Source organism: Streptomyces guryensis, from assembly GCF_021261325.1.
GTDB lineage: Bacteria > Actinomycetota > Actinomycetes > Streptomycetales > Streptomycetaceae > Streptomyces > Streptomyces guryensis.
Genome location: NZ_JAJSBI010000008.1, coordinates 225,112 through 244,216, shown reverse-complemented (window position 1 = coordinate 244,216; position 19,105 = coordinate 225,112). Strand labels below are relative to the sequence as shown.

At 70.8% G+C, this 19,105-nt stretch carries 17 protein-coding genes; 5 read left to right on the top strand and 12 right to left on the bottom strand.

Annotated features, from left to right (window positions below):
- Nucleotides 1-36 precede the first annotated feature (36 nt).
- On the bottom strand, nt 37-2,568 hold the full coding sequence (gene fxsT, locus LJ657_RS18635) for an FxSxx-COOH system tetratricopeptide repeat protein (protein ID WP_232649744.1): 2,532 nt from the start codon (nt 2,566-2,568) through the stop codon (nt 37-39).
- Nucleotides 2,568-3,461: a toll/interleukin-1 receptor domain-containing protein gene (locus LJ657_RS18630; RefSeq protein ID WP_232649743.1), complete on the bottom strand. Its 894-nt coding sequence runs from the start codon at nt 3,459-3,461 to the stop codon at nt 2,568-2,570. Before LJ657_RS18630 ends, fxsT begins: the two co-directional genes overlap by 1 nt.
- Nucleotides 3,462-3,631: 170 nt before the next feature.
- Between LJ657_RS18630 and LJ657_RS18625 the strand changes: the two genes are divergently transcribed.
- From LJ657_RS18625 to LJ657_RS18610, 4 genes are all read left to right on the top strand, one after another.
- Nucleotides 3,632-4,393, top strand: coding sequence for a DeoR/GlpR family DNA-binding transcription regulator (locus tag LJ657_RS18625; RefSeq protein WP_232649742.1), 762 nt, complete (start codon nt 3,632-3,634; stop codon nt 4,391-4,393).
- Complete coding sequence (gene pfkB / locus LJ657_RS18620) at nt 4,390-5,337, top strand: 1-phosphofructokinase (protein ID WP_232649741.1); 948 nt, start codon at nt 4,390-4,392, stop codon at nt 5,335-5,337. Before LJ657_RS18625 ends, pfkB begins: the two co-directional genes overlap by 4 nt.
- A gap of 370 nt (nt 5,338-5,707) precedes the next feature.
- Entirely contained in the window at nt 5,708-7,795 is a 2,088-nt protein-coding gene (locus LJ657_RS18615) for a PTS fructose transporter subunit IIABC (protein WP_232649740.1), read from the top strand.
- Between the two features lie 138 nt (nt 7,796-7,933).
- On the top strand, nt 7,934-8,218 hold the full coding sequence (locus LJ657_RS18610) for a hypothetical protein (protein WP_232649739.1): 285 nt from the start codon (nt 7,934-7,936) through the stop codon (nt 8,216-8,218).
- A 91-nt stretch (nt 8,219-8,309) separates the two neighbouring features.
- Here LJ657_RS18610 and LJ657_RS18605 read toward each other — a convergent pair whose 3' ends face one another.
- The 4 genes from LJ657_RS18605 to LJ657_RS18590 all read right to left on the bottom strand — a co-directional run bounded on the left by LJ657_RS18605 (nt 8,310) and on the right by LJ657_RS18590 (nt 12,947).
- A complete protein-coding gene (locus LJ657_RS18605; RefSeq protein ID WP_232649738.1) occupies nt 8,310-9,056 on the bottom strand; it encodes a DUF6227 family protein in 747 nt (248 codons plus the stop codon).
- A gap of 168 nt (nt 9,057-9,224) precedes the next feature.
- A complete protein-coding gene (locus LJ657_RS18600) occupies nt 9,225-10,475 on the bottom strand; it encodes a L,D-transpeptidase (protein ID WP_232649737.1) in 1,251 nt (416 codons plus the stop codon).
- 147 nt (nt 10,476-10,622) lie between these two features.
- On the bottom strand, nt 10,623-11,651 hold the full coding sequence (locus LJ657_RS18595; protein WP_232649736.1) for a P1 family peptidase: 1,029 nt from the start codon (nt 11,649-11,651) through the stop codon (nt 10,623-10,625).
- Between the two features lie 39 nt (nt 11,652-11,690).
- Nucleotides 11,691-12,947, bottom strand: coding sequence for a low temperature requirement protein A (locus LJ657_RS18590; RefSeq protein ID WP_232649735.1), 1,257 nt, complete (start codon nt 12,945-12,947; stop codon nt 11,691-11,693).
- 140 nt (nt 12,948-13,087) lie between these two features.
- On the opposite strand from LJ657_RS18590, the gene LJ657_RS18585 reads away from it, so the two are divergent.
- Nucleotides 13,088-13,270 carry a hypothetical protein gene (locus tag LJ657_RS18585; protein ID WP_232649734.1) on the top strand — a complete coding sequence of 61 codons (183 nt, stop codon included), beginning with the start codon at nt 13,088-13,090 and terminating at the stop codon, nt 13,268-13,270.
- A gap of 19 nt (nt 13,271-13,289) precedes the next feature.
- Here the strand turns inward: LJ657_RS18585 and mscL are convergent, their stop codons facing one another.
- The 6 genes from mscL to LJ657_RS18555 all read right to left on the bottom strand — a co-directional run bounded on the left by mscL (nt 13,290) and on the right by LJ657_RS18555 (nt 19,081).
- Complete coding sequence (gene mscL / locus LJ657_RS18580; protein WP_232649733.1) at nt 13,290-13,748, bottom strand: large conductance mechanosensitive channel protein MscL; 459 nt, start codon at nt 13,746-13,748, stop codon at nt 13,290-13,292.
- 138 nt (nt 13,749-13,886) lie between these two features.
- On the bottom strand, nt 13,887-14,432 hold the full coding sequence (locus LJ657_RS18575; RefSeq protein WP_232649732.1) for a CpaB family protein: 546 nt from the start codon (nt 14,430-14,432) through the stop codon (nt 13,887-13,889).
- 240 nt (nt 14,433-14,672) lie between these two features.
- Entirely contained in the window at nt 14,673-15,530 is an 858-nt protein-coding gene (locus tag LJ657_RS18570; RefSeq protein WP_232649731.1) for an S-methyl-5'-thioadenosine phosphorylase, read from the bottom strand.
- Between the two features lie 97 nt (nt 15,531-15,627).
- Nucleotides 15,628-15,933, bottom strand: coding sequence for an FmdB family zinc ribbon protein (locus tag LJ657_RS18565; protein ID WP_232649730.1), 306 nt, complete (start codon nt 15,931-15,933; stop codon nt 15,628-15,630).
- A gap of 67 nt (nt 15,934-16,000) precedes the next feature.
- Nucleotides 16,001-17,263: an MFS transporter gene (locus LJ657_RS18560; RefSeq protein ID WP_232649729.1), complete on the bottom strand. Its 1,263-nt coding sequence runs from the start codon at nt 17,261-17,263 to the stop codon at nt 16,001-16,003.
- Nucleotides 17,264-17,539: 276 nt separating this feature from the next.
- The gene (locus LJ657_RS18555; protein WP_232649855.1) at nt 17,540-19,081 is read right to left on the bottom strand and encodes a potassium/proton antiporter; all 1,542 of its coding nucleotides are present in this window, start codon (nt 19,079-19,081) and stop codon (nt 17,540-17,542) included.
- Nucleotides 19,082-19,105 lie beyond the last annotated feature (24 nt).

Sequence of the window (19,105 nt, the reverse complement as noted above, 5' to 3'; positions counted from 1 at the left end):
ATGGGGTGACAGCCCGTCAGGGCTTCGGCAGTCGGCTCATAACGGCATGGGGTCGATGTCGCAGTTGGCGCGGTGTTCCCAGTCGGCGGCTTGGGTGACGGCGGGGTGGCTGCTGCCGAGTTTGCGGCTGAGGCGTTCTTGGGTGTCGGTGTGGAGGGTGGTGGCCTGGTCGGTGTGGCCGAGGGTGCGGAGGTCCATGGCGAGGTTGGCGGCGCAGGCGAGGGTGGAGGGGTGGTCCTCGTCGAAGACCTCGCGGGAGCGGCGGAGGGTTTCGGTGTCGAGGTCGTGGGCGATGGCCGCGTCGCCGAGGGCGTAGTGGTCGCTGGCGAGGTTGGTGCGGCAGATGAGGGTCGACGGATGCGTCTCACCGAGAGCTGTGACGAAGCCCCGCAGGGCAAGAATGTCGATGCGCCGGGCGGCGGCCGCGTTGCCTGTGCACCGGAAGGTGACGGCCATGTTCACTGCGGCCGACAGGGTGTGCGGATGCATGCGTCCGTACGTCTGCGTGTACAGATGCCAGGTCTCCATGCCCAGGGCGAGCGCGGACTGATGTCGACCCGCGTCGCGCAGCTGGACGCTCAACTCCAGTGCGGAGCATATGGATTCGGGATTGCTCATGCCGTGGCGCCGCCTCAGAGCGGCGTTGGCGCGCTCCGCCGCGTCCAGGGCCTCCTCGTGTCTGCCCGCCTTGCGCAGCGTGACGGCGAGGTGGCGTCGGCAGGACAGGCGAAGGGGGATGTCATGGCCGAAGAGCTGGTCGATCTGTTCGGCCATCTCCCGGTGCTGGGCCAGCGCTTCGCCGTACTGGCCGAGTTCGCGGGTGTCGACAACGTAGGCGAGCCAGGTGTTCAGCGAGGTCACGTTGTCGTGGCCGTAGATCTGGGTGAGGCCGGTCCAGGTCCGCCGGTCGAGATCACGGGCGCGGGCGAAGTCGCCGACGAGCCGGAGGCTGACGCCGAGGTTGTGGGCGGCGCGCAGGGTCTCGGGGTCGTCGGGGCCGAGCAACCGCAGGTATTGCCGGTGGACGGATTCTGACAGGGTGAGGGCTTCGCTGAAGGCGCCGCGTACGCGGTGGTCGATGGCGACGTTGCCGAGAGCGTCGGTGGTGTCCTGGGCATCGGGGCCCATCGTGCGCCGATAAGCCTCCAGGACTGTTGAGTTGAGGTCGGCGGCTTCCTGGTAGCGACCCATGCTGAAGAGCAGGAACCCCAGCCAGCGGGCCATCTGCAGAGTCTGCGGATGGTCCTGGCCGAGCTTCTGGGACCAGGTCCCGTGGGCGGTGCGGGCGAGTTCCAGACCGGACTCGTAGTCTCCCCACCGGAGTAGGTAGATGACCTCGTTCACGACGAGGTTGCGCACCCAGCCCTCGTCGGAACGCTCAGCGCCGGACACCAGGACGTGGGGATGCAGCGAGCTGTACCGCTGCCAGTGCTGCGCGTTGTCCGGGGCGTTGGGGTCGTTCGAGGCCAGCAGCAGATGAGCTGCCCGGAGCATGACGGACCGTTCGTCGTCGGTCATGCGGGACGACACGGCGGTCTGCACCAGGCGGTGCATGAGCAGCGTGGTCTCGTGGCGGTGGACACGGGCCAGCGAGTAGCGACTGATCTCTCGGATCGCCTGTCCGAGCCGGATCGGATCGCCCAGTACCGGATCCAGCTCGGGCGTGACGGGGCCGCGTGGCCTGCGCCCGAACAACGCGCGGGGGATCGGCTCGGGAGCGTACAGGGAGCAGATCTGCAGGAGTTGGTACGCGGCCGGGTTCTCGGCCTGCAACTGGTCCAGGGAGACGTTCCAGGCCGCTATGACCGGATGCCGGGCCCGAGGTAGTGCGGTCTCGCGCAGCAGTTCGACGCGTTTCTCTTCGAGAAGCTGGAGGTATTCGGCGACGGGCATACCGGTCTCGGAGTGCCAGGCCGCCGCCTGCTCGATGGCCAGCGGCAGGTCACCGAGCGCCGCGGCGAGCCGGTCGGCGTCCGTGTCGTCGATGTCCGGGCTCCGCTCGCGCAGCACACGCTTGCTCTCCTCGCGGATGAAGACATCGACCTCGAAGGGGCGGGCGATCTCTGCCCAGTGCGGATTGCGGGAAGTGATGAGAACAGTGCCGGGTCCGCCGGCCGGAAGGAACGGCCGTATCGCCTCCGGGCTTTCGGCGTTGTCGAACACCAACAGCCAGTTGGCGTACGGCTGTCCGGCGCGCAACGCCTCCAACACGCAACCGACCGTCGAGGCGACGTCCGGTCCGGTCGGTACATCGAGGTGCGGCGCGAGTTCCACCAGCGATGCGGAGATCTGCGCGGTGCGCTCGGCGGAGATCCACCATACGACGTCGTAGTCGGCCATCTGCCGGTACAGGTACTGGACGGCCATCGAGGTCTTGCCGACGCCGCCGAGGCCGTGCAGGCTCTGCGGCACGACGGCGGCTCCCTTGTCCCGCAGCAGGCGCTGGTGCAGTTCCGCCAGCATGGCTTTGCGCCCGGTGAAGTTGGGGTTGCTCGGCGGCACGTTTCCCCAGACCGCCGGGGCGGACCGGGCGCGCGCGGCATGGGCCCCGATGGCGTCGTGCGGCATCACGCTTCCCCTTTCTCGTGGTCGGAGGCCGGATACCGGGGAGGCCCGAGGGGCTTGGACCGTCCCGCGCGCACTGAGTCCATCCCGTGGAGCAGCCGGGTGCGCGCCTGTTCCACGGTCAACCCCACCAGGTCGATGAAGACAAGGGCCGCCAGCAGCCCGCTTGGATGGCAGGGGGTGACCCGAACGGGTACGAGCCTGCGCGTGAAGCCGGTCGGATCGCTCCCCAGCGCCACCTGCCATTCAAGCCGTCCGTACACCGATTCGACGTAGGCCGGGGACAGGACTGCCAGGACGCGTTCGCACTCGGACATGCCCCGTTCCATACCGAGCTGCCAGTTGCTGCCCGGGACGAAGTCCCACTCCTGCACCAGGACTCGGTAACCGGCGCTCTCCAGTTCCCACGCGACCCATACCGCCCACCGCTGGTCGGCGGCGGCGTAGGAGATGAAGAAATCCTTGCGTTCGTCCCGGTCGGGCGGTGCCGAAAGGGCGTCCGGGAGGGTCGGTCGCCGCATGCCCCCCGCAGGCGGGGCGGCCTTGCGTTCCTCCGCCAGCTCGGCCACGCGCTGCGCGGGTCCGCTGTCCGGCTCCAACAGCCGTAACGTGGCGGCCAGGGTGCGCAGGCCCCGGGGCCGGCGGTCGCAGCGTCGGACGAGTTCCACGCACTCCAGGAGGGCCGTGGTGGGGGGTCGGTGATGTGAGGACGGGGCGCTTTCGTAGAGGGTGTCCGCTAAAGGGCCCCGTTCCGCCAGGGCGGCTTCGACCAGCCAGATCAGCAGGGCTCGTGCATGGGGGTTGGCGAACGTCTCTGAGCGCAGCAGCGTTTCGACGGCCTCCGTGTGCCAGTCGTGCTCCGGACGGTCACGGAGGCCGGCCTCACTCCGGTCCACAGCGTCCCCCCGAGGGTGTGTCCCTCAGACCAGGGTAATGCTGCCGGTCCCTGTTTCACCGATGCCCGTTTGTGTCTGGATGGCGCCCGAACCTGTTTACTTTCCGGAAATCCGGGCGTAGCCTCCCACTGAAACCACAAGTTCGGGCACAGGGTCGGAGGCGAACGGACATGTACGCACCGGAGCGGCAGCAGGAGATCCTCCGGCTGGCCCGTGACGGCGGGCGGGTGGACGTCGTGTCGCTGGCCGAGGAGTTCCAGGTGACGGCGGAGACGATCCGCCGGGACCTGAAGGCCCTCGACCGCGCGGGGCTGGTCCGGCGGGTGCACGGCGGGGCCATACCGGCCGGGCGGCTCGACTTCGAGCCGGATCTCGCCGAGCGCGAGGGCACCTCGACCGACGAGAAGGACCGCATCGCCAAGGCCGCCCTCACGGAGCTGCCGAGCGAGGGCACGATGATCCTCGACGCCGGTACGACGGTGGCGAGGCTCGCCGCCGCCCTGCCCCTGGAGGCGTCGCTCACCGTCGTCACACACAGCCTGCCGATCGCGGCCCGCCTCGCGGACCACCCCGGCATCCAGCTCCACCTCGTCGGGGGGCGCGTCCGGCACCGTACCCGCGCCGCCGTGGACGCCTGGGCGCTGCGTGCCTACAGCGAGATCCGGGCGGACGTGCTGTTCGTGGCGGCCAACGGCTTCTCCGCCGACCACGGGCTGACCACCCCCGACCTCGCCGAGGCCGCGGTCAAGCGCGCGGCGGTGGCCGCGGCCCGCCGGGTGGTGCTGCTCGCCGACTCGTCCAAGCACGGCCAGGAGCACTTCGCGCGTTTCGGTGACCTGAGCGACGTGGACCTGCTGATCACCGACAGCGGGCTGAGCCCAGAAGACGCCACCGCCATCGAGCGCGGCGGCACGGAAGTAGTGCGCGCATGATCCTCACCGTCACCCCGAACCCGTCCCTGGACCGCACGTACGAGATCCCCTCGCTCTACCGTGGCGAGGTCATCCGCGCCACCGGTGAGCGCATGGACCCGGGCGGCAAAGGTGTGAACGTCTCGCGTGCGGTCGCAGCTGCCGGGCAGCGCACGGTCGCGGTGCTGCCCCTGGGCGGCGCACCGGGCGCGCTCGTCGCCGAGCTGCTCGACGCGCAGGGCATCGAGGTCGCGCCGGTGCCGGTCGCCGGGGCCACCCGCTCGAACATCGCGCTCGCGGAGGCGGACGGGGTGCTCACGAAGATCAACGCACCCGGCCCGGAGCTCTCGGCCCAGGAGCAGGAACTGCTGCTGAACACCGTGCACCGGCAGTCGCCCGACGCGGACTGGATCGCCTGCTGCGGGAGCCTTCCGCGGGGGCTCGCGCCGGCGTGGTACGCCGATGTCGTCGCCCGGGTGCACGCAGGGGGCGCGCGGATCGCCCTGGACACCTCCGGACCCGCCCTGCTCGCGGCGCTGCGCGAGCGGCCCGACGTGGTGAAGCCGAACGCCGAGGAACTCGCGGAGGCCGTCGGTCGCCCCCTGTTCACCGTCGGCGACGCGGTGAAGGCGGCCGAGGAGTTGCGGGAGATGGGCGCGCGCGCCGTCCTCGCGAGCCTGGGCGCCGACGGGCAACTGCTCGTGGACGCCTCGGGCGCCTGGTTCGGCAACGCGCGTGTGGACGCCGTACGCAGCAACGTGGGTGCCGGCGATTCGTCGTTGGCAGGTTTCCTGATCGCCGGCGGCGGCGGCCCGGAGGCGCTGGCCTCGGCGGTCGCGCACGGCGCGGCGGCCGTCCAGCTGCCGGGCAGCTTGATGCCGACCCCGCGCGACCTGGATCCGGCGGCGGTGACGGTGACGGCCGACGTGCCGGTGGACCGCGTACTGAGGGAGCCGGTGTCATGACGTATCCCGTATTGTCCGGTCTCATGCTGCCCGGACAGGTCCCCAAGCAGGTCGGACGAACGCCGCTGCGGTGCGGCAGCACCCTGAAGGGGCGCCGGGCTGTGACATACGCGGCTCCGCCGCGCGGGCGCGACCAGCCACGACGGCGCTGCACACGGCCGACGGCAGACGGCCCCGCGGCAGCACCGCGGATCGGCACAGCCGGCGCAGCGCCAATGCGGCGAGGCTCCCTGTTACTGGTATCCGCCGACGGGAGGCGGGGTTTCCCCGGCCCCGCTCCCGCCCCCACTGATCCCACCCCCCGCAGCACCCCCGTCCCCACCCCCGCCCACCCCACCCCCCGGGCGATACGCGTGCGAAGGAGCCCGCGATGAGCGACATGATCACCGCGGACCTGGTCGACCTCGACCTGTCCGCCGATACGAAGGAAGCGGCGGCGCGTGCCCTCGCCGAGCGCATGGTGTCCCTGGGCCGGGTGACCGACCTGGAGGGCTTCCTCGCCGACGTGGCCGCGCGCGAAGCGCAGATGCCCACCGGCCTCGACGGCGGCATCGGCATCCCGCACTGCCGGAGCGAGCACGTCACCGAGCCGACGCTGGCCTTCGGGCGCAGCGCCGCCGGCATCGACTTCGGCGCGGCGGACGGCCCCGCCGACCTGATCTTCCTGATCGCGGCGCCCGCCGGCGCCGACGACGCCCACCTCACGATCCTGTCGTCGCTGGCCCGGCAGCTGATGAACGCCGAGTTCACCGACGCACTGCGCTCGGCGGGCGACGCGGCGGCCGCGGCCGCACTGATCCGCGGGGACGAGCCGGCCGCGACCGGCTCCGAAGACTCCGCTGCGGCGTCGGGGGCGGCCTCCGCCGACGCCGCAGCGGGCAACACGGCCCCGGCACCGGGTGCGAGCGCCGAGAACGCGTCCGCCCCGGCGCCGGGCGCCCCCTCGGCGGACGAGCGCCCCTTCCGTGTCGTCGCCGTCACGTCCTGCCCGACCGGCATCGCGCACACGTACATGGCGGCCGAGTCGCTGGAGAACGCGGGCCGTGACGCGGGCGTCGAGGTCACCGTCGAGACGCAGGGCTCGGCCGGTTTCACCCGGCTCGACCCGGCCGTCATCGCCGCGGCGGACGCCGTGATCTTCGCGCACGACGTCCCCGTACGGGAGAAGGAGCGCTTCGCCGGCAAGCCGACCGTCGACGTCGGCGTCAAGGCGGGCATCAACCGCCCCGGCGAGCTGATCACCGAGGTGCGCGGCAAGGCCGAGCGCGGTGAGGTGACCGCGGGCGCCGCGCCCGGCACCCCGGTCGAGCGGGCCGGAGAATCCGGCGAGGGCTACGGCACCAAGCTGCGCAAGTGGCTGATGTCCGGCGTGAGTTACATGGTCCCGTTCGTCGCGGCCGGCGGTCTGCTGATCGCCCTCGGGTTCGCGATCGGCGGATACGAGATCAAGTCCGCGCCCTCGGTGATGAACCACTTCGTGTGGACCCAGACCGACAGCTGGGCCGCCCTGATGTTCCAGATCGGCGCCGTGGCCTTCGGGTTCCTGGTCCCGGTGCTGGCGGGCTACATCGCGTACGGCATGGCGGACCGGCCGGGTCTGGTCCCCGGCTTCGTGGGCGGCATGATCGCCTCCACGATCAACGCGGGCTTCCTCGGCGGCCTGGTCGCCGGTCTGCTGGCCGGTGGCGTGGTGATGGCGATCCAGAAGATCAACATCCCGGCGGTGCTCCGCGGCATCATGCCGGTGGTGGTGATCCCGCTGATCTCCTCGGCGATCGTCGGGTTCCTGATGTTCGTCGTGGTCGGCAAGCCCATCGCCTCCGCCCAGAAGGGCATGACCGACTGGCTGAACGGACTCTCCGGCTCCAACGCCATCCTGCTCGGCCTGCTGCTCGGCCTGATGATGTGCTTCGACCTCGGCGGACCCGTCAACAAGGTCGCGTACACCTTCGCCACCGCCGGTATCGCCGTCTCCAACCCGAGCGACTCCGCGATGAAGATCATGGCCGCGGTCATGGCCGCCGGCATGGTCCCGCCGCTCGCGATGGCTCTGGCCACCACGGTCCGCGGCAAGCTCTTCACCGAGACCGAGCGCGAGAACGGCAAGGCCGCCTGGGTCCTGGGCGCCTCCTTCATCTCCGAGGGCGCCATCCCGTTCGCCGCGGCCGACCCGCTGCGCGTCATCCCCTCCTCGATGGTGGGCGGCGCGATCACCGGCGCCCTGTCGATGGCCTTCGGCGCCACCCTGCGCGCCCCGCACGGCGGCATCTTCGTGGTCCCGCTGATCGGCAACGCCTTCCTCTACCTGATCGCCATCGCGGTCGGCGTGTGCGTCAGCGCCACGCTGGTGGTCTTCCTGAAGGGCATGCGCAAGCCGGCACCGGGGGCGGCGAACCCGGGCACGACGGCCGACACTTCGACGTCGACGGCCCAGGCGAAGCAGCCGGTGGCCGCCTGACATCGAGGCCCTGCATGCCCCTTTGGCGCACTGTGAGTTGATCAGTGCACCTGAGGGGCATGTGTCTTACCTGTGACGACTGCGAGATACGTCACGGTCCGGGGCCAAAGTCCCGGACCGTGGTGTCTACTGGGGCGCATGCCCGATGAGCACGTCTCGATCCTCCAGTCGCTGGGCGTGGCCGTCCTCGCCTTCGCGGCCGTCGTCTGGACGCTCGGCCTGATCCGCCTTGTGCGCCGCGGCCGCTCCGGGGCCGGCAGCCTGCGGCTTGCCTTCCGCACCCTCTGGTACACCGGCCGCACCCCCCTGCGCTCCCTTCCGCACCAGCGGCAGTTCCCTCCCCACCTGGAGTACGTCGAACTGACGCCGACGGAGCGGGACGCCTTCGCAGGGCTGGTACGACAGCTCAGCGACGGCCGCTGACCCGCGGGCTGCTGACCCGCAGGCTGCTGACCCGCAGGCTGCTGACCCGCGGGCTGCTGACTCGCGGGCTGCTGACCCGCGGGCCGACGGGTCAGGAGACCTGTGCCGCCCGCCGCTCCATCGCATCCCGGGCCGCGTCCTCGCTGACGTACACCTCGCACATGTGCCGCCCGTCGGGCGTCGCCGTGTGCTCGACCTCCCAGAGGGAGACCTCCGCGCCGTCACGCAGCAGGAACGCGTGCTCGTAGAGCGAGAAGCACAGCCCGGCCCGGCCCGCCCGGCACGGGCGTCCGAAGGCCTGTGTGATCTGGTGCGCGAACGCCGTGGCGAGCCGCGCGGCCGTCTCCGCACCCGGCCGGTCCGGGTTCTCCGCGCGGCGCAGCAGCCGCCGCGCGTGATCCGCGGAGTCGTCCGGCAGATACGCGTGCCGCGGCGCCGGGACCGGCGACAGCTGCACCGTCACCGGCAGCTCGAAGTCCGCTGCGTCCGGCGGCAGCGGCAGCCGCGCGGTGGCCGCACGCAGCTCCTCCTCGTCGACATACACCTCGTGCTGCGCGGCGCTGCCCGGTGCCGTGTTGTGCACGAGCTCCCAGAGCGTGACCGCCGAGCCGTCGACGAGCAGCCAGGTGTGCCGGTACGTCTCGCGGTGCAACCCCGCGCTGTGGTGCGCGGAGTGCAGCGAACTGTCGTGCGCCAGCGCGCAGTCCAACCGTAGTATCGCCTCGTCCGGCAGCTCGAAGGAGTTCAGGGCACGACCGAGGAGTCGCGCGAGATGCTCCTCCGGAGACTCGGGCGACTCGGCGGGTTCGTACGCTGCCGTCTCGTACGGAACGCTCAAGGTTTCTCCCGGCGTTGCTGCATGTCACCTTGTGGGTGCATACCGTAGCCCCTCGGTCGGACATCATGTCCGGGAACCGAGAAAACGTACGCACAGAAAACGCGCGGGCCGTGTGAGAAGTTCCCACACGGCCCGACGATCTGTCAGAAGCTGCTGGTCAGAAGGCGATTAGGCGGCGCTTCCCGCCACCCACTCGCTCCACGGCATGTTCCAGCCGTTGAGCCCGTTGTCGGGGGCGACCTTCTTGTCGGGGGAGTTCTTGACGATCACGACGTCCCCGATCAGCGAGTTGTCGTAGAACCACTTGGCGTTCGTGGCGCCCTGAGCGCCCTGCACGTCCGCGAGCCCGACGCAGCCATGGCTGGTGCCCTCGCGGCCGAAGGGCGGATTGCTCTGGCTGTACCAGTAGTTGCCGTGGATGAACGTGCCGGACGAGGTCAGGCGCATCGCGTGCGGCACGTCCGGGATGTCGTACTCGCCGCCCAGGCCCACCGTCTGGCTGTTCATGCGCGTCTGCACGAACTTCTCGGAGATCACCATTTGCCCGTTGTACGTGGTGTGCTCCGGGCTGCCCGAAGAGATCGGCACCGACTTGAGGGTCTTGCCGTCCCGCACGACCGTCATGGTCTGCGTGTTCACATCCACCGTGGAGACCTGCGAACGCCCGATGGTGAAGGTGACGGTCTTCTTCTGCACCCCGTAGACGCCGTTCGCACCCTCGACACCGTCCAGGTCGATCTTCATCGTGACCTTGGAGCCGGCCTTCCAGTACTCCTCGGGCCGGAAGTCGAGCCGCTGTGCCCCGAACCAGTGCCCCACCACCTTCTGCCCACTGCTCGACGTGACCGTGATGTGCGACTGCACGGCCTTCCTGGCGCTGATCACCTTGTCGAAGTCGAACGACACCGGCATTCCCACACCGACCGTCGTCCCGTTGTCCGGCGTGTACGTCCCGATGAAGCTGTTGGCCGAAGTGACCGTGGTGAAGATGGAATTGGCGGCCGCCGTACGGCCGCTCCCGTCCTTCGCGGTCGCCGAGATCTGGTACTTCGTCCCGCGCTCCAGTTGGTCCTTGGGCTTCCAGACCACGCCGTCCGCGGATATCGCCCCCGCAACGGTCTGCCCCGACCCCGCCACCGTCATCTTCACGTCCGTCAGCCTGCCGTCGCTGACCTTCACGCCGGTCGTGTTGATCGACGCGTCGGTCGAGCCGTCCTTCGCCGAGATGACGATCTTCGCCGTCGAGGTCTTGGACGAGCCGTCGCCGCCCTTGCCGTTGTTCGAGGAGTTCGAGGAGTTGGAGTTGGCGTTGGCGTCGCCACCGCAGGCGGTCAGGGTGAGGGCGCCGACCATCAGGGCGGCACAGGCCCCCAGTACGCGTACGCGTACGCGCCGCGCTGCAATGTCCGGCGTTGTCACGGGCTGCTCCAGGTTCGTGTGATGTGCGTTGTCCGTTCCAGTGCGTGTGAAAGGAGGGAATCGGCGGGCCGTGAGGTTCCCGCCGTCCCCGATGAAGGCGATCACGTGACAGAACCGGGACAATCGCGTGCGAACGCAGCCTTGTTGTTACCGACCTCCGTACAACTCCCGGTAGGAGGGCCACACCCCGCCGGGCCCAACCACAGACTCGGCGGCGCGCACGGCCCGCACGATCGCCCGCGTCACCACGTCCGCGCCCGCCGCGAGGATCTCGTTCAGCGCGAGGGGGTGCCCGGCGTCGAGCGGACGCGCTCCGGTCGCCAGGGCGAACACCGTGTCCCCGTCGTTGAGCAGGTGCACCGGCCGTACGGCGCGCGCGATGCCGTCGTGCGCCGTACCGGCGAGCTTCTGCGCCTGCGCCTTCGACAGATCCGCGTCGGTGGCGACCACGGCGAGCGTGGTGTTCAGCGGGGGGAGCACGTTCTTCGCTGCGCTCTCGGCGAGACGGCCGCGCGCGGCCTCGTGGACGTGTGGCTCGGGGTAGTCCACCCGGCCCTGGAACAACTCCCCGTACAGGACGCCCGTTTCCGGATCCATCGCCGACCCCGCCGCGTTGGCCACCACCAGGGCGGCCACCGTGACCCCGGAGCCGAGCACCGCGCTTGCGGTGCCGATCCCGCCCTTGATCGGTCCCACGGCCGCCCCGGTGCCGGCGCCCACGCACCCTTCCTGCACCCGCGCCCCGACCGCGCTCGCCGCGGCCGCCTCGACCGCCGCCCGGCCGGTGGCGGCATCGGGCCTGGCCCGGAAGTCGCCGCCCCGCCCGAGGTCGAAGACGCAGGCGGCGGGCACCACCGGCACCACGTGCGCAGGGTCCACTCCTACCCGCACCCCGCGACCCTGCTCCTCCAGCCAGGCCATCACCCCCGACGCCGCGTCGAGCCCGTACGCGCTGCCGCCGGTCAGCACGATCGCCTCGACCTTCTGCACGAGGTTGCGCGGGTCGAGCGCGTCGGTCTCCTTGGTGCCGGGACCGCCGCCGCGCACGTCCACGGCGGCGACGGCGCCGCCTTCCGGGGCGAGGACGACCGTGGTGCCGGTGAGCCAGCCCCCGCCGGTGCGTGTCGCATGCCCCACCCGCACTCCGGTGACGTCCGTCAATGCGTCAACTGTCATGGAGCCAGTCTCGCCCGGCCTCTCACGAGAGCGCCCCGGTCAGCCGGCCGGACTCGTCGCGCGTTCCCCGCTCGATCCGCTCGCCCCACGCTCTCGGAGGCCCCCGCGCGCCGCCAGCGCCACCCCCGCCGCCACCGCCAGCGCCGACACCAGGCCCGCCGCGAACACCGCCCAGGAGCCCAGGAAGGTGCAGACGATCACCAGCAACGCGGTGGTCGGCAGCACCAGTTGCTGGGCGATGCCCACTTTGTAGTAGCGGGAGTGCAGCGCCCACACGGTGAGCAGATACAGCGCCGTGGGCAGGGTCACCGCGGCCGAAGCCTCCAAGGTGGAGAGGTGCGCCTTGCCGACCGCCTGCTCCACCGCCACCTCCAGGCCCGCCCCGACCGCGGCGGCCGAGGAGAAGATCAGGTAGTGGCCGTACCCCCACAGGAAGGCTTGCCGGTTGGTGCGCAGATGGCCGTGGATCGGCACCGCGAAGTAGATCCACCAGGCGGCGAAGATGATCAGTAGCCCGCCCGCCGCGATCGGCAGCAGCTCGCCCAGGGCGTCGTTCTCGTCGACGCCCGACTTCACCGCCACGGTGGCCGCCGCGATGGTCTCGCCGAGCACGATGATCGTGAACAGCCCGTACCGCTCGGAGATGTGGTGCGGGTGCCAGGACGTCGGGTGGTCCTTCTCCGCGTACGGCGGCACGCACATCTCCAGGACCGCCATCACCACGAAGACCCACACCCGGGCGCCCTCCGGCAGCACCACCAGCCCCAGCCAGCCGATCATGCACAGCGACACACCCGCGGCATAGCGCAGCCCCATGGTCCGCTCGGCGCCCTCGGTCGACCGTGCCGCGCGCAGCCACTGCGCCGTCATGGCGACCCGCATGATCACGTAGCCCAGCCAGACGACGAGGAACTCGTGCTCCTCGAAGGCCCGCGAGACCCCGGCCGCCAGTACGAGCACTCCCGCGATCTGGACCAGGGTGACGAGCCGGTAGAGCACGTCGTCGTTGTCGTACGCCGAGGCGAACCAGGCGAAGTTCATCCACGCCCACCAGATGGCGAAGAACACCATCCCGTAGTTGAGGATCCCCTCGGCCGCGTGCCCACCGGTGATGGCGTGGACCAGCTCCACGCCCGCCTGGGCGATGGCCACGACGAAGCACAGGTCGAAGAAGAGTTCGAGCGGCGAGGCGACGCGGTGCGCCTCCCCGCGGTCCCTGGCCGCGAGCCTGCGCAGTGGTCTGCGGTTCGCCGGTGTGCCGGAGGACGCGGGTGGCGGAGTCGAGCTGGTCGTCATGGAACCAAGCACAGCAGACAACCGGCGGGACTTCCTTGGCAGCAGGCACGGAGGTGCCCTCTGGGCGCACGTCCCGCGGACCGGGCGGGCCACCGGAACGGCCCGGCCGCCGCGCGCCCCCGGGGCCGTACCCTGGACGCATGACCTCCGCCCCTGCTCCCGAGCCGCGCGCCCCCAAGCCCGCGCTGATCTTCGACGACCCGCTGGACCAGCAGTCCTCGGACGACACCGACCGCGGCTGGGGCGAGCGACCGCGTTCCGACGGCGACCGGGCGGCCGACTTGAAGCGCTTCCTCGACGAGAAGCCGCCCCACCACCTCTGAGCCGCGCGGGCCGCTGCCGCTACCGCTCGTCGCGCCTGGCCGCGCGCTGTGCGACCAGCTCGTCGCGGATCTCCTTCAGCACTTCCAGCTCGGTCACCTCGATCACCTCGTGTGTGCCCTCCCGAGCCTTGCGGCGGGCCTCGACGCGGGCGAGGTACTTCGCCATGGGCAGCACCATCAGGAAGTAGACGACGGCCGCGGTGATCACGAACGTCAGGGTGGCGCCGAGGACCGAGCCCCACAGGAGCTGGATCCCCTGGTTGCCCTTGCATGACTCGCTCAGACACGACTTGTAGTTGTCGAGGTTCGTGGTGCCGATCGTCCCGACCAGCGGATTGATGAGCCCCTTCACCACCGAGCTCACGATGTTGGTGAACGCGGCGCCGATGACCACCGCCACCGCCAGATCGACGACGTTCCCGCGCATCAGGAAGGCCTTGAAGCCCTGCCAGACGCTCGGTTCCTTCTTCAAGCTCACCTCGGGGCCTCTTCTCGCACGCACAGGTTGGGGAACAAACAGTTCCGCAACCTACGGCAACGCGGGACCGCTGATCCCAGCCGGGTGGCTCGAACGACGGACTTGGCGGGAATCCGCGCAGGATCCGCACATCGTGGATCAGCACACCGTCACCGCCAACCGCGCCGTCGCGCTCGCGCCGGCGAGGTGCGCCGCAGTGGAACGGGGAACCGAGAGCACCACCAGTGCCCCGCTGCCGGCCCCGCTGTCCGACGGCTCCGGCACCTCGGTCACCCGCGCCCCGCGCGCGACCACGCGGGCGTCGCCGCCCGTCGCCGTCTCCTGGGCGGCGACGACGTCCACCCGGTCGCCGGGCCTGAGCAGCCGGACCGTGGCCCCGTCGGCGATCCGCACCGGCGCGGCCACCATCTCGACGGCACGGTGCTTCCGTACGGGATCCGCCACCGGATGCCCACGCGCCGGGTCGGTGGCCTGTGGCCCCACCGCCACCAGCGCGGCCGCGGTCACGGCGAGGCCTGCGGCCACGGCTCGCCTGCGGTGTCGTACCAGCCGCCGTAGCCGATACCGCCCGCCGCGCACCCGCACGGGAGCGAAGTGCGGAACCTCGCAGGTGGCGGGTGCGTCGGTGCCGGGTGGGCGAGGGGTGGAGGGGGAGGGGAAGAGGAGCGGGGGAGGGAGGGACACGCGGATCACCACCTGCGTCGAGGAATCGGCTTGCAGGCCCACGATGAGGCCTCGCGGCGATCTCTGCCGACGCCGGTGGACTACCGACGGGTTGTGGACAACTCCCTCACCGGAACGGGGAGTTCCGGAGTGCACGAGTTCAGGAGTGCACGAGTTCCGGAGTCCCGCCCCTATCGGCTCCGCCCATATCGGCTCCGCTTCTATCGGCTCCGCCCTTACCGGCTCCTCCCCGGCACCTCGTCACGGCAGCTCGAACCCCGGATCCATCCCGCCCAGCGCGTTCGTGCACAGGCAGTCCCGGTCCTCGTTCGCCGGCAGGGCGGCCACCGCGTCGAACAGCACGCCGCGCAGCCGGTGCACGTTCGCCGCGAAGACCCGCAGCACCTCGTCGTGCGAGACGCCCTCGCCGGACTCGGCGCCCGCGTCGAGGTCGGTGACCAGCGTCATCGTCGAGTAGCAGAGCTCCAGTTCACGGGCGAGCGCCGCCTCGGGATGGCCGGTCATGCCGACCACCGACCAGCCCTGCGCCTGATGCCACAACGATTCTGCGCGGGTCGAGAAGCGCGGCCCCTCGACCACGACCAGCGTGCCGCCGTCAACCGGCTCCCAGTCCCGGCCGCGCGCGGCCTTCAGGGCGGCCGCACGTCCGGCGGGGCAGTAGGGGTCGGCCAGCGACACGTGCACCACGTTCGGGATGCTGCCACCGGGCAGCGGCAGCCCGTCGAAGTACGTCCCCACCCGGGACTTCGTACGGTCGACCAGCTGGTCCGGCACGAGCAGTGTGCCCGGCCCGTACTCGGGGCGCAGACCGCCCACCGCGCAGGGGCCGAGCACCTGGCGTACGCCGAGCGACCGCAGCGCCCACAGGTTGGCCCGGTAGTTGATCCTGTGCGGCGGAAGGTGGTGGCCGCGACCGTGGCGGGGCAGGAAGGCGACCCGCCGGCCGGCGATCTCACCGAGGAAGAGGGAGTCGCTGGGCGGTCCGTAGGGGGTGTCCACCTGGACCTCGGTCACGTCGCCGAGGAACGAGTAGAAGCCGGAGCCGCCGATCACACCGATCTCTGCACCGATGTCTGAGCCGATCTCTGCATTCGCCATGGCCAGCACAGTATCCGGCCCCGGCGGCGCGCAGAGAGGGGCTCCGGAAACACCGAAGACCCTGCCGTCGGGCGACGACAGGGTCCCGTGCGGAGCCCTAGGCGGCGGAGCTGCTGCTGGAGGTGCCGGTGCTCGACGTCTTCGAGTCCGAGGACGACGAGGACGGGGCCGATGACGAGGTGGACGTCGACGGCTTCGAGGACGACGGCGTGCTGCTCGAAGAGGAGCCGCGGCTGTCGTTCCGGTAGAAGCCGGAGCCCTTGAAGACAATGCCGACCGCGGAGAACACCTTCTTCAGGCGGCCACTGCAGTTGGGGCACTCGGTCAGGGCGTCGTCGGTGAACTTCTGCACCGCCTCGAGGCCCTCGCCGCACTCGGTGCACTGGTACTGGTAGGTGGGCACTGTCTTCCTCCTGGCACTCTCACTCAATGAGTGCTAACGAGGGTCCATAGTGACGTATTCCTGAGGATCAGTCCACCGTCACCGGCACTCGGTGACCGACGCCACGTGCGACGGTCAGGTTGCGCGGGCGCGCCACGAGCCGTGACCGAAGGGCCACGAGGGTCGTCAGCGCAAGCACAGTACCGGCCAGCGGGACCAGGAACCCCGCCCCGCCCCAGAAGCGGTCCTCCAGCTGTCCGGCGACGGTGACGGCCGCGGCCTGGCCGAGCGCCACCGCGCCGGTCAGCCAGGTGAAGGCCTCGGTGCGGGCGCCGGCCGGGACCAGGCCCTCGACCAGGGTGTAGCCGCTGATCAGCGCGGGCGCGATGCACATGCCGACGAGCAGGCCGAGGCCGGCCAGCAGGAGCACGGAGTGGGCCGCCCACAGGCCGGAGGCCGCCAGCGCGAGGGCGCCGTACCCGACGACGAGGCGCCGCTGCGGGGCCACCTTCCAGGCGACGGCGCCGCAGACGATGCCGGAGAGCATGTTGCCCGCCGCGAAGACGCCGTAGAGGGCTCCGTTCAGGCCCGGCTCGCCGATCGACTCGGTGAACGCGGCCAGCGAGACCTGCATGCCGCCGAAGACGGAGCCGATGCCCAGGAAGGCCACGATCAGAACGCGCACACCAGGGACGCGCAGAGCGGAAGCGTGCTCCACGCGCGCGTGCCCGGCGGCGGTGACCGCGGGTTGCGTGCTCTTCTGCGCAGCGAACAGCAGACCGCCGACCAGCGTCAGCGCGGCTTCGGTCACCAGACCGGCGGCCGGGGTGACTGCGGTGCACAGGGCGGTGGCCAGCAGGGGGCCGAAGACGAAGGTCAGTTCGTCCGTGACGGACTCGAAGGCGGCCGCGGTGGTCATCAGGGGTGAGCCCTGGAGCGTGACGCCCCAGCGGGCTCGCACCATGGGCCCGACCTGCGGCACCGAGGCGCCGGTCGGCACGGCTGCCGCGAACAGGGCCCACAGGGGCGCGTGGGCCAGCGCAAGCGCGGTGAAGGCCAGGCCCGACAGGGAGTGCAGCAGCACGCCGGGGATCAGCACGGCGCGCTGTCCGTAGCGGTCGGCGAGACGGCCGCTGTAGGGCGCGAACAGTGCCATGGAGACGCCGGTGACGGCCGCCGCGGCGCCCGCCGCACCGTAGGAGCCGGTGGTGTGCTGCACAAGCAGCACGATGGAGATGGTGAGCATCGCGAACGGCTGGCGTGCGGCGAAGCCGGGGAGCAGGAACGTCCAGGCGCCGCGGGTGCGCAGCAGCTGTCCGTAGCCCGGGCGGGAGGTGACCGTGGATGCCACGGCCCGTGCCTTTCTGCCGCCTGGTAGCGCGGCCCCCCTTTGCGGGCGGCGCCGAGAGCTGTCCTCTTGCGCGGAACTGCGGTAGATACCGGCGGTCCACTGCTCAGGACGTCCCGGCCGCCATACGGTCGCGCCAGCACTGCGTCAGGCAGAGTTGGTTCGATCAGGGTGCGCCTTCATCGTACAGGGATCAATGGTCGATGCGCCTGTGAATACGAGCACCATGCATGCGTTCACCTGCGATTATCGGGGGTGTGAACCGTGCGAAACACGCCATTAACGCCCTGCTCCCGCTTCCGCCCCGTTCGTCCCGAGCCATCCGGCCAGCTTGCCGCCGTGGCCGACGGAGCGCAGCCGCCGCTCCGCCGCGTCCCGCACCGGGTCCGTGGCGACGACCAGCAGTTCGTCGCCGCGCCGCAGCACTGTCGTCGGCGTGGGGACAAACGATTTTCCTTCGCGTACGACGAGGGTGACGGCGGCGCCGGCCGGCAGGCGGAGCTCGGCCACCTCGACGCCGTGCATCTTGGACGCCTCGGGGATCGCGACGGACAGCAGATGTCCGCGCAGCCGCTCCAGGGGTGCGGACTCGATGCCGAGGTCGGCTGCCTCGGCATCCTCGCCCAGCTGCAGTGTGCGGGCGAGCCAGGGCAGTGTCGGCCCCTGGACCAGGGTGTAGACGACGACCAGCACGAAGACGATGTTGAAGATGCGGCGACTGGCGTCCACGCCCTCCACCATCGGGATCGTCGCCAGGATGATGGGGACCGCGCCGCGCAGCCCCGCCCAGGACATCAGGGTCTGCTCCTGCCACGGCACCCGGAAGGGCACCAGGCACAGCATCACGCTCAGCGGGCGCGCCACCATGGTCAGCACCAGGCCGATGACGAGCGCGGGCACCACGTCGTCGCCGAGCTCGTGCGGGGTGACCAGGAGGCCGAGCAGGACGAACATGCCGATCTGGGCGATCCAGCCGAGCCCGTCGGCGAACCCGCGGGTGGCGGGCCAGTGGGGCAGCTTTGCGTTGCCCATCACCATCGAGGCGAGGTAGACGCCGAGGAAGCCGCTGCCGTGCGCCAGCGCGCCCCCCGCGTAGGCGGTGACGGCGATGGCCATCACGGCGATCGGGTAGAGGCCGGAGGCGGGGAACGCCACGTGCCGCAGACCCCAGGACCCCAGCCAGCCCACCGCGAGGCCGATGGCCGCGCCGATGGCGAGTTCCAGAGCTATCTCGCCCAGCAGTACGTACCAGTGGGAGACCGGGCCTGCCGTGGAGAAGGCGACCACCAGGATGACGACCGGGGCGTCGTTGAAGCCGGACTCGGCCTCCAGTGTGCCCGTCACGCGTGCGGGGAGGGGGATCTTCCGCAGCACCGAGAAGACCGCGGCCGCGTCCGTCGAGGAGACGACCGCCCCCACGATGAGCGCCTGCCGCCACTCCAGCCCGATCAGGAAGTGCGCGGCCGATGCCGTGACCCCGACGCTCACCGCGACCCCGCCCAGTGCCAGCGCGGAGGCGGCCGGCAGGGCCGGCTTGATCTCCTTCCATTTCGTGCCCAGACCGCCCTCGGCCAGGATCACGACGAGGGCCGCGTATCCGATGACCTGGGTCAGTTCGGCGTTGGCGAAGTGGATGTTGCCGATCCCGTCCTGGCCCATGAGGACCCCGATCCCCAGGTAAACGAGCAGGCTGGGGAGCCCGCTGCGCGAGGAGATCCGGACCGCTGCCACGGCGACGAGCAGGACGAGCGAGCAGACGAGCAGAAGCTGGTTGAGGTGGTGGACAGTCAGCGGCCGTTCCCTTCCCTGGCTCACACGCATCCCGCGCGGGAGCTCACGTACATA

Excerpts from the sequence above, each read along its gene's own strand:
- fxsT (WP_232649744.1), bottom strand. The coding sequence starts at position 2,568 with ATGCCGCACGACGCCATCGGGGCCCATGCCGCGCGCGCCCGGTCCGCC.
- LJ657_RS18625 (WP_232649742.1), top strand. The coding sequence starts at position 3,632 with ATGTACGCACCGGAGCGGCAGCAGGAGATCCTCCGGCTGGCCCGTGAC.
- pfkB (WP_232649741.1), top strand. The coding sequence starts at position 4,390 with ATGATCCTCACCGTCACCCCGAACCCGTCCCTGGACCGCACGTACGAG.
- LJ657_RS18615 (WP_232649740.1), top strand. The coding sequence starts at position 5,708 with ATGAGCGACATGATCACCGCGGACCTGGTCGACCTCGACCTGTCCGCC.
- LJ657_RS18610 (WP_232649739.1), top strand. The coding sequence starts at position 7,934 with ATGCCCGATGAGCACGTCTCGATCCTCCAGTCGCTGGGCGTGGCCGTC.
- LJ657_RS18595 (WP_232649736.1), bottom strand. The coding sequence starts at position 11,651 with ATGACAGTTGACGCATTGACGGACGTCACCGGAGTGCGGGTGGGGCAT.
- LJ657_RS18590 (WP_232649735.1), bottom strand. The coding sequence starts at position 12,947 with ATGACGACCAGCTCGACTCCGCCACCCGCGTCCTCCGGCACACCGGCG.
- LJ657_RS18585 (WP_232649734.1), top strand. The coding sequence starts at position 13,088 with ATGACCTCCGCCCCTGCTCCCGAGCCGCGCGCCCCCAAGCCCGCGCTG.
- LJ657_RS18570 (WP_232649731.1), bottom strand. The coding sequence starts at position 15,530 with ATGGCGAATGCAGAGATCGGCTCAGACATCGGTGCAGAGATCGGTGTG.
- LJ657_RS18555 (WP_232649855.1), bottom strand. The coding sequence starts at position 19,081 with ATGCGTGTGAGCCAGGGAAGGGAACGGCCGCTGACTGTCCACCACCTC.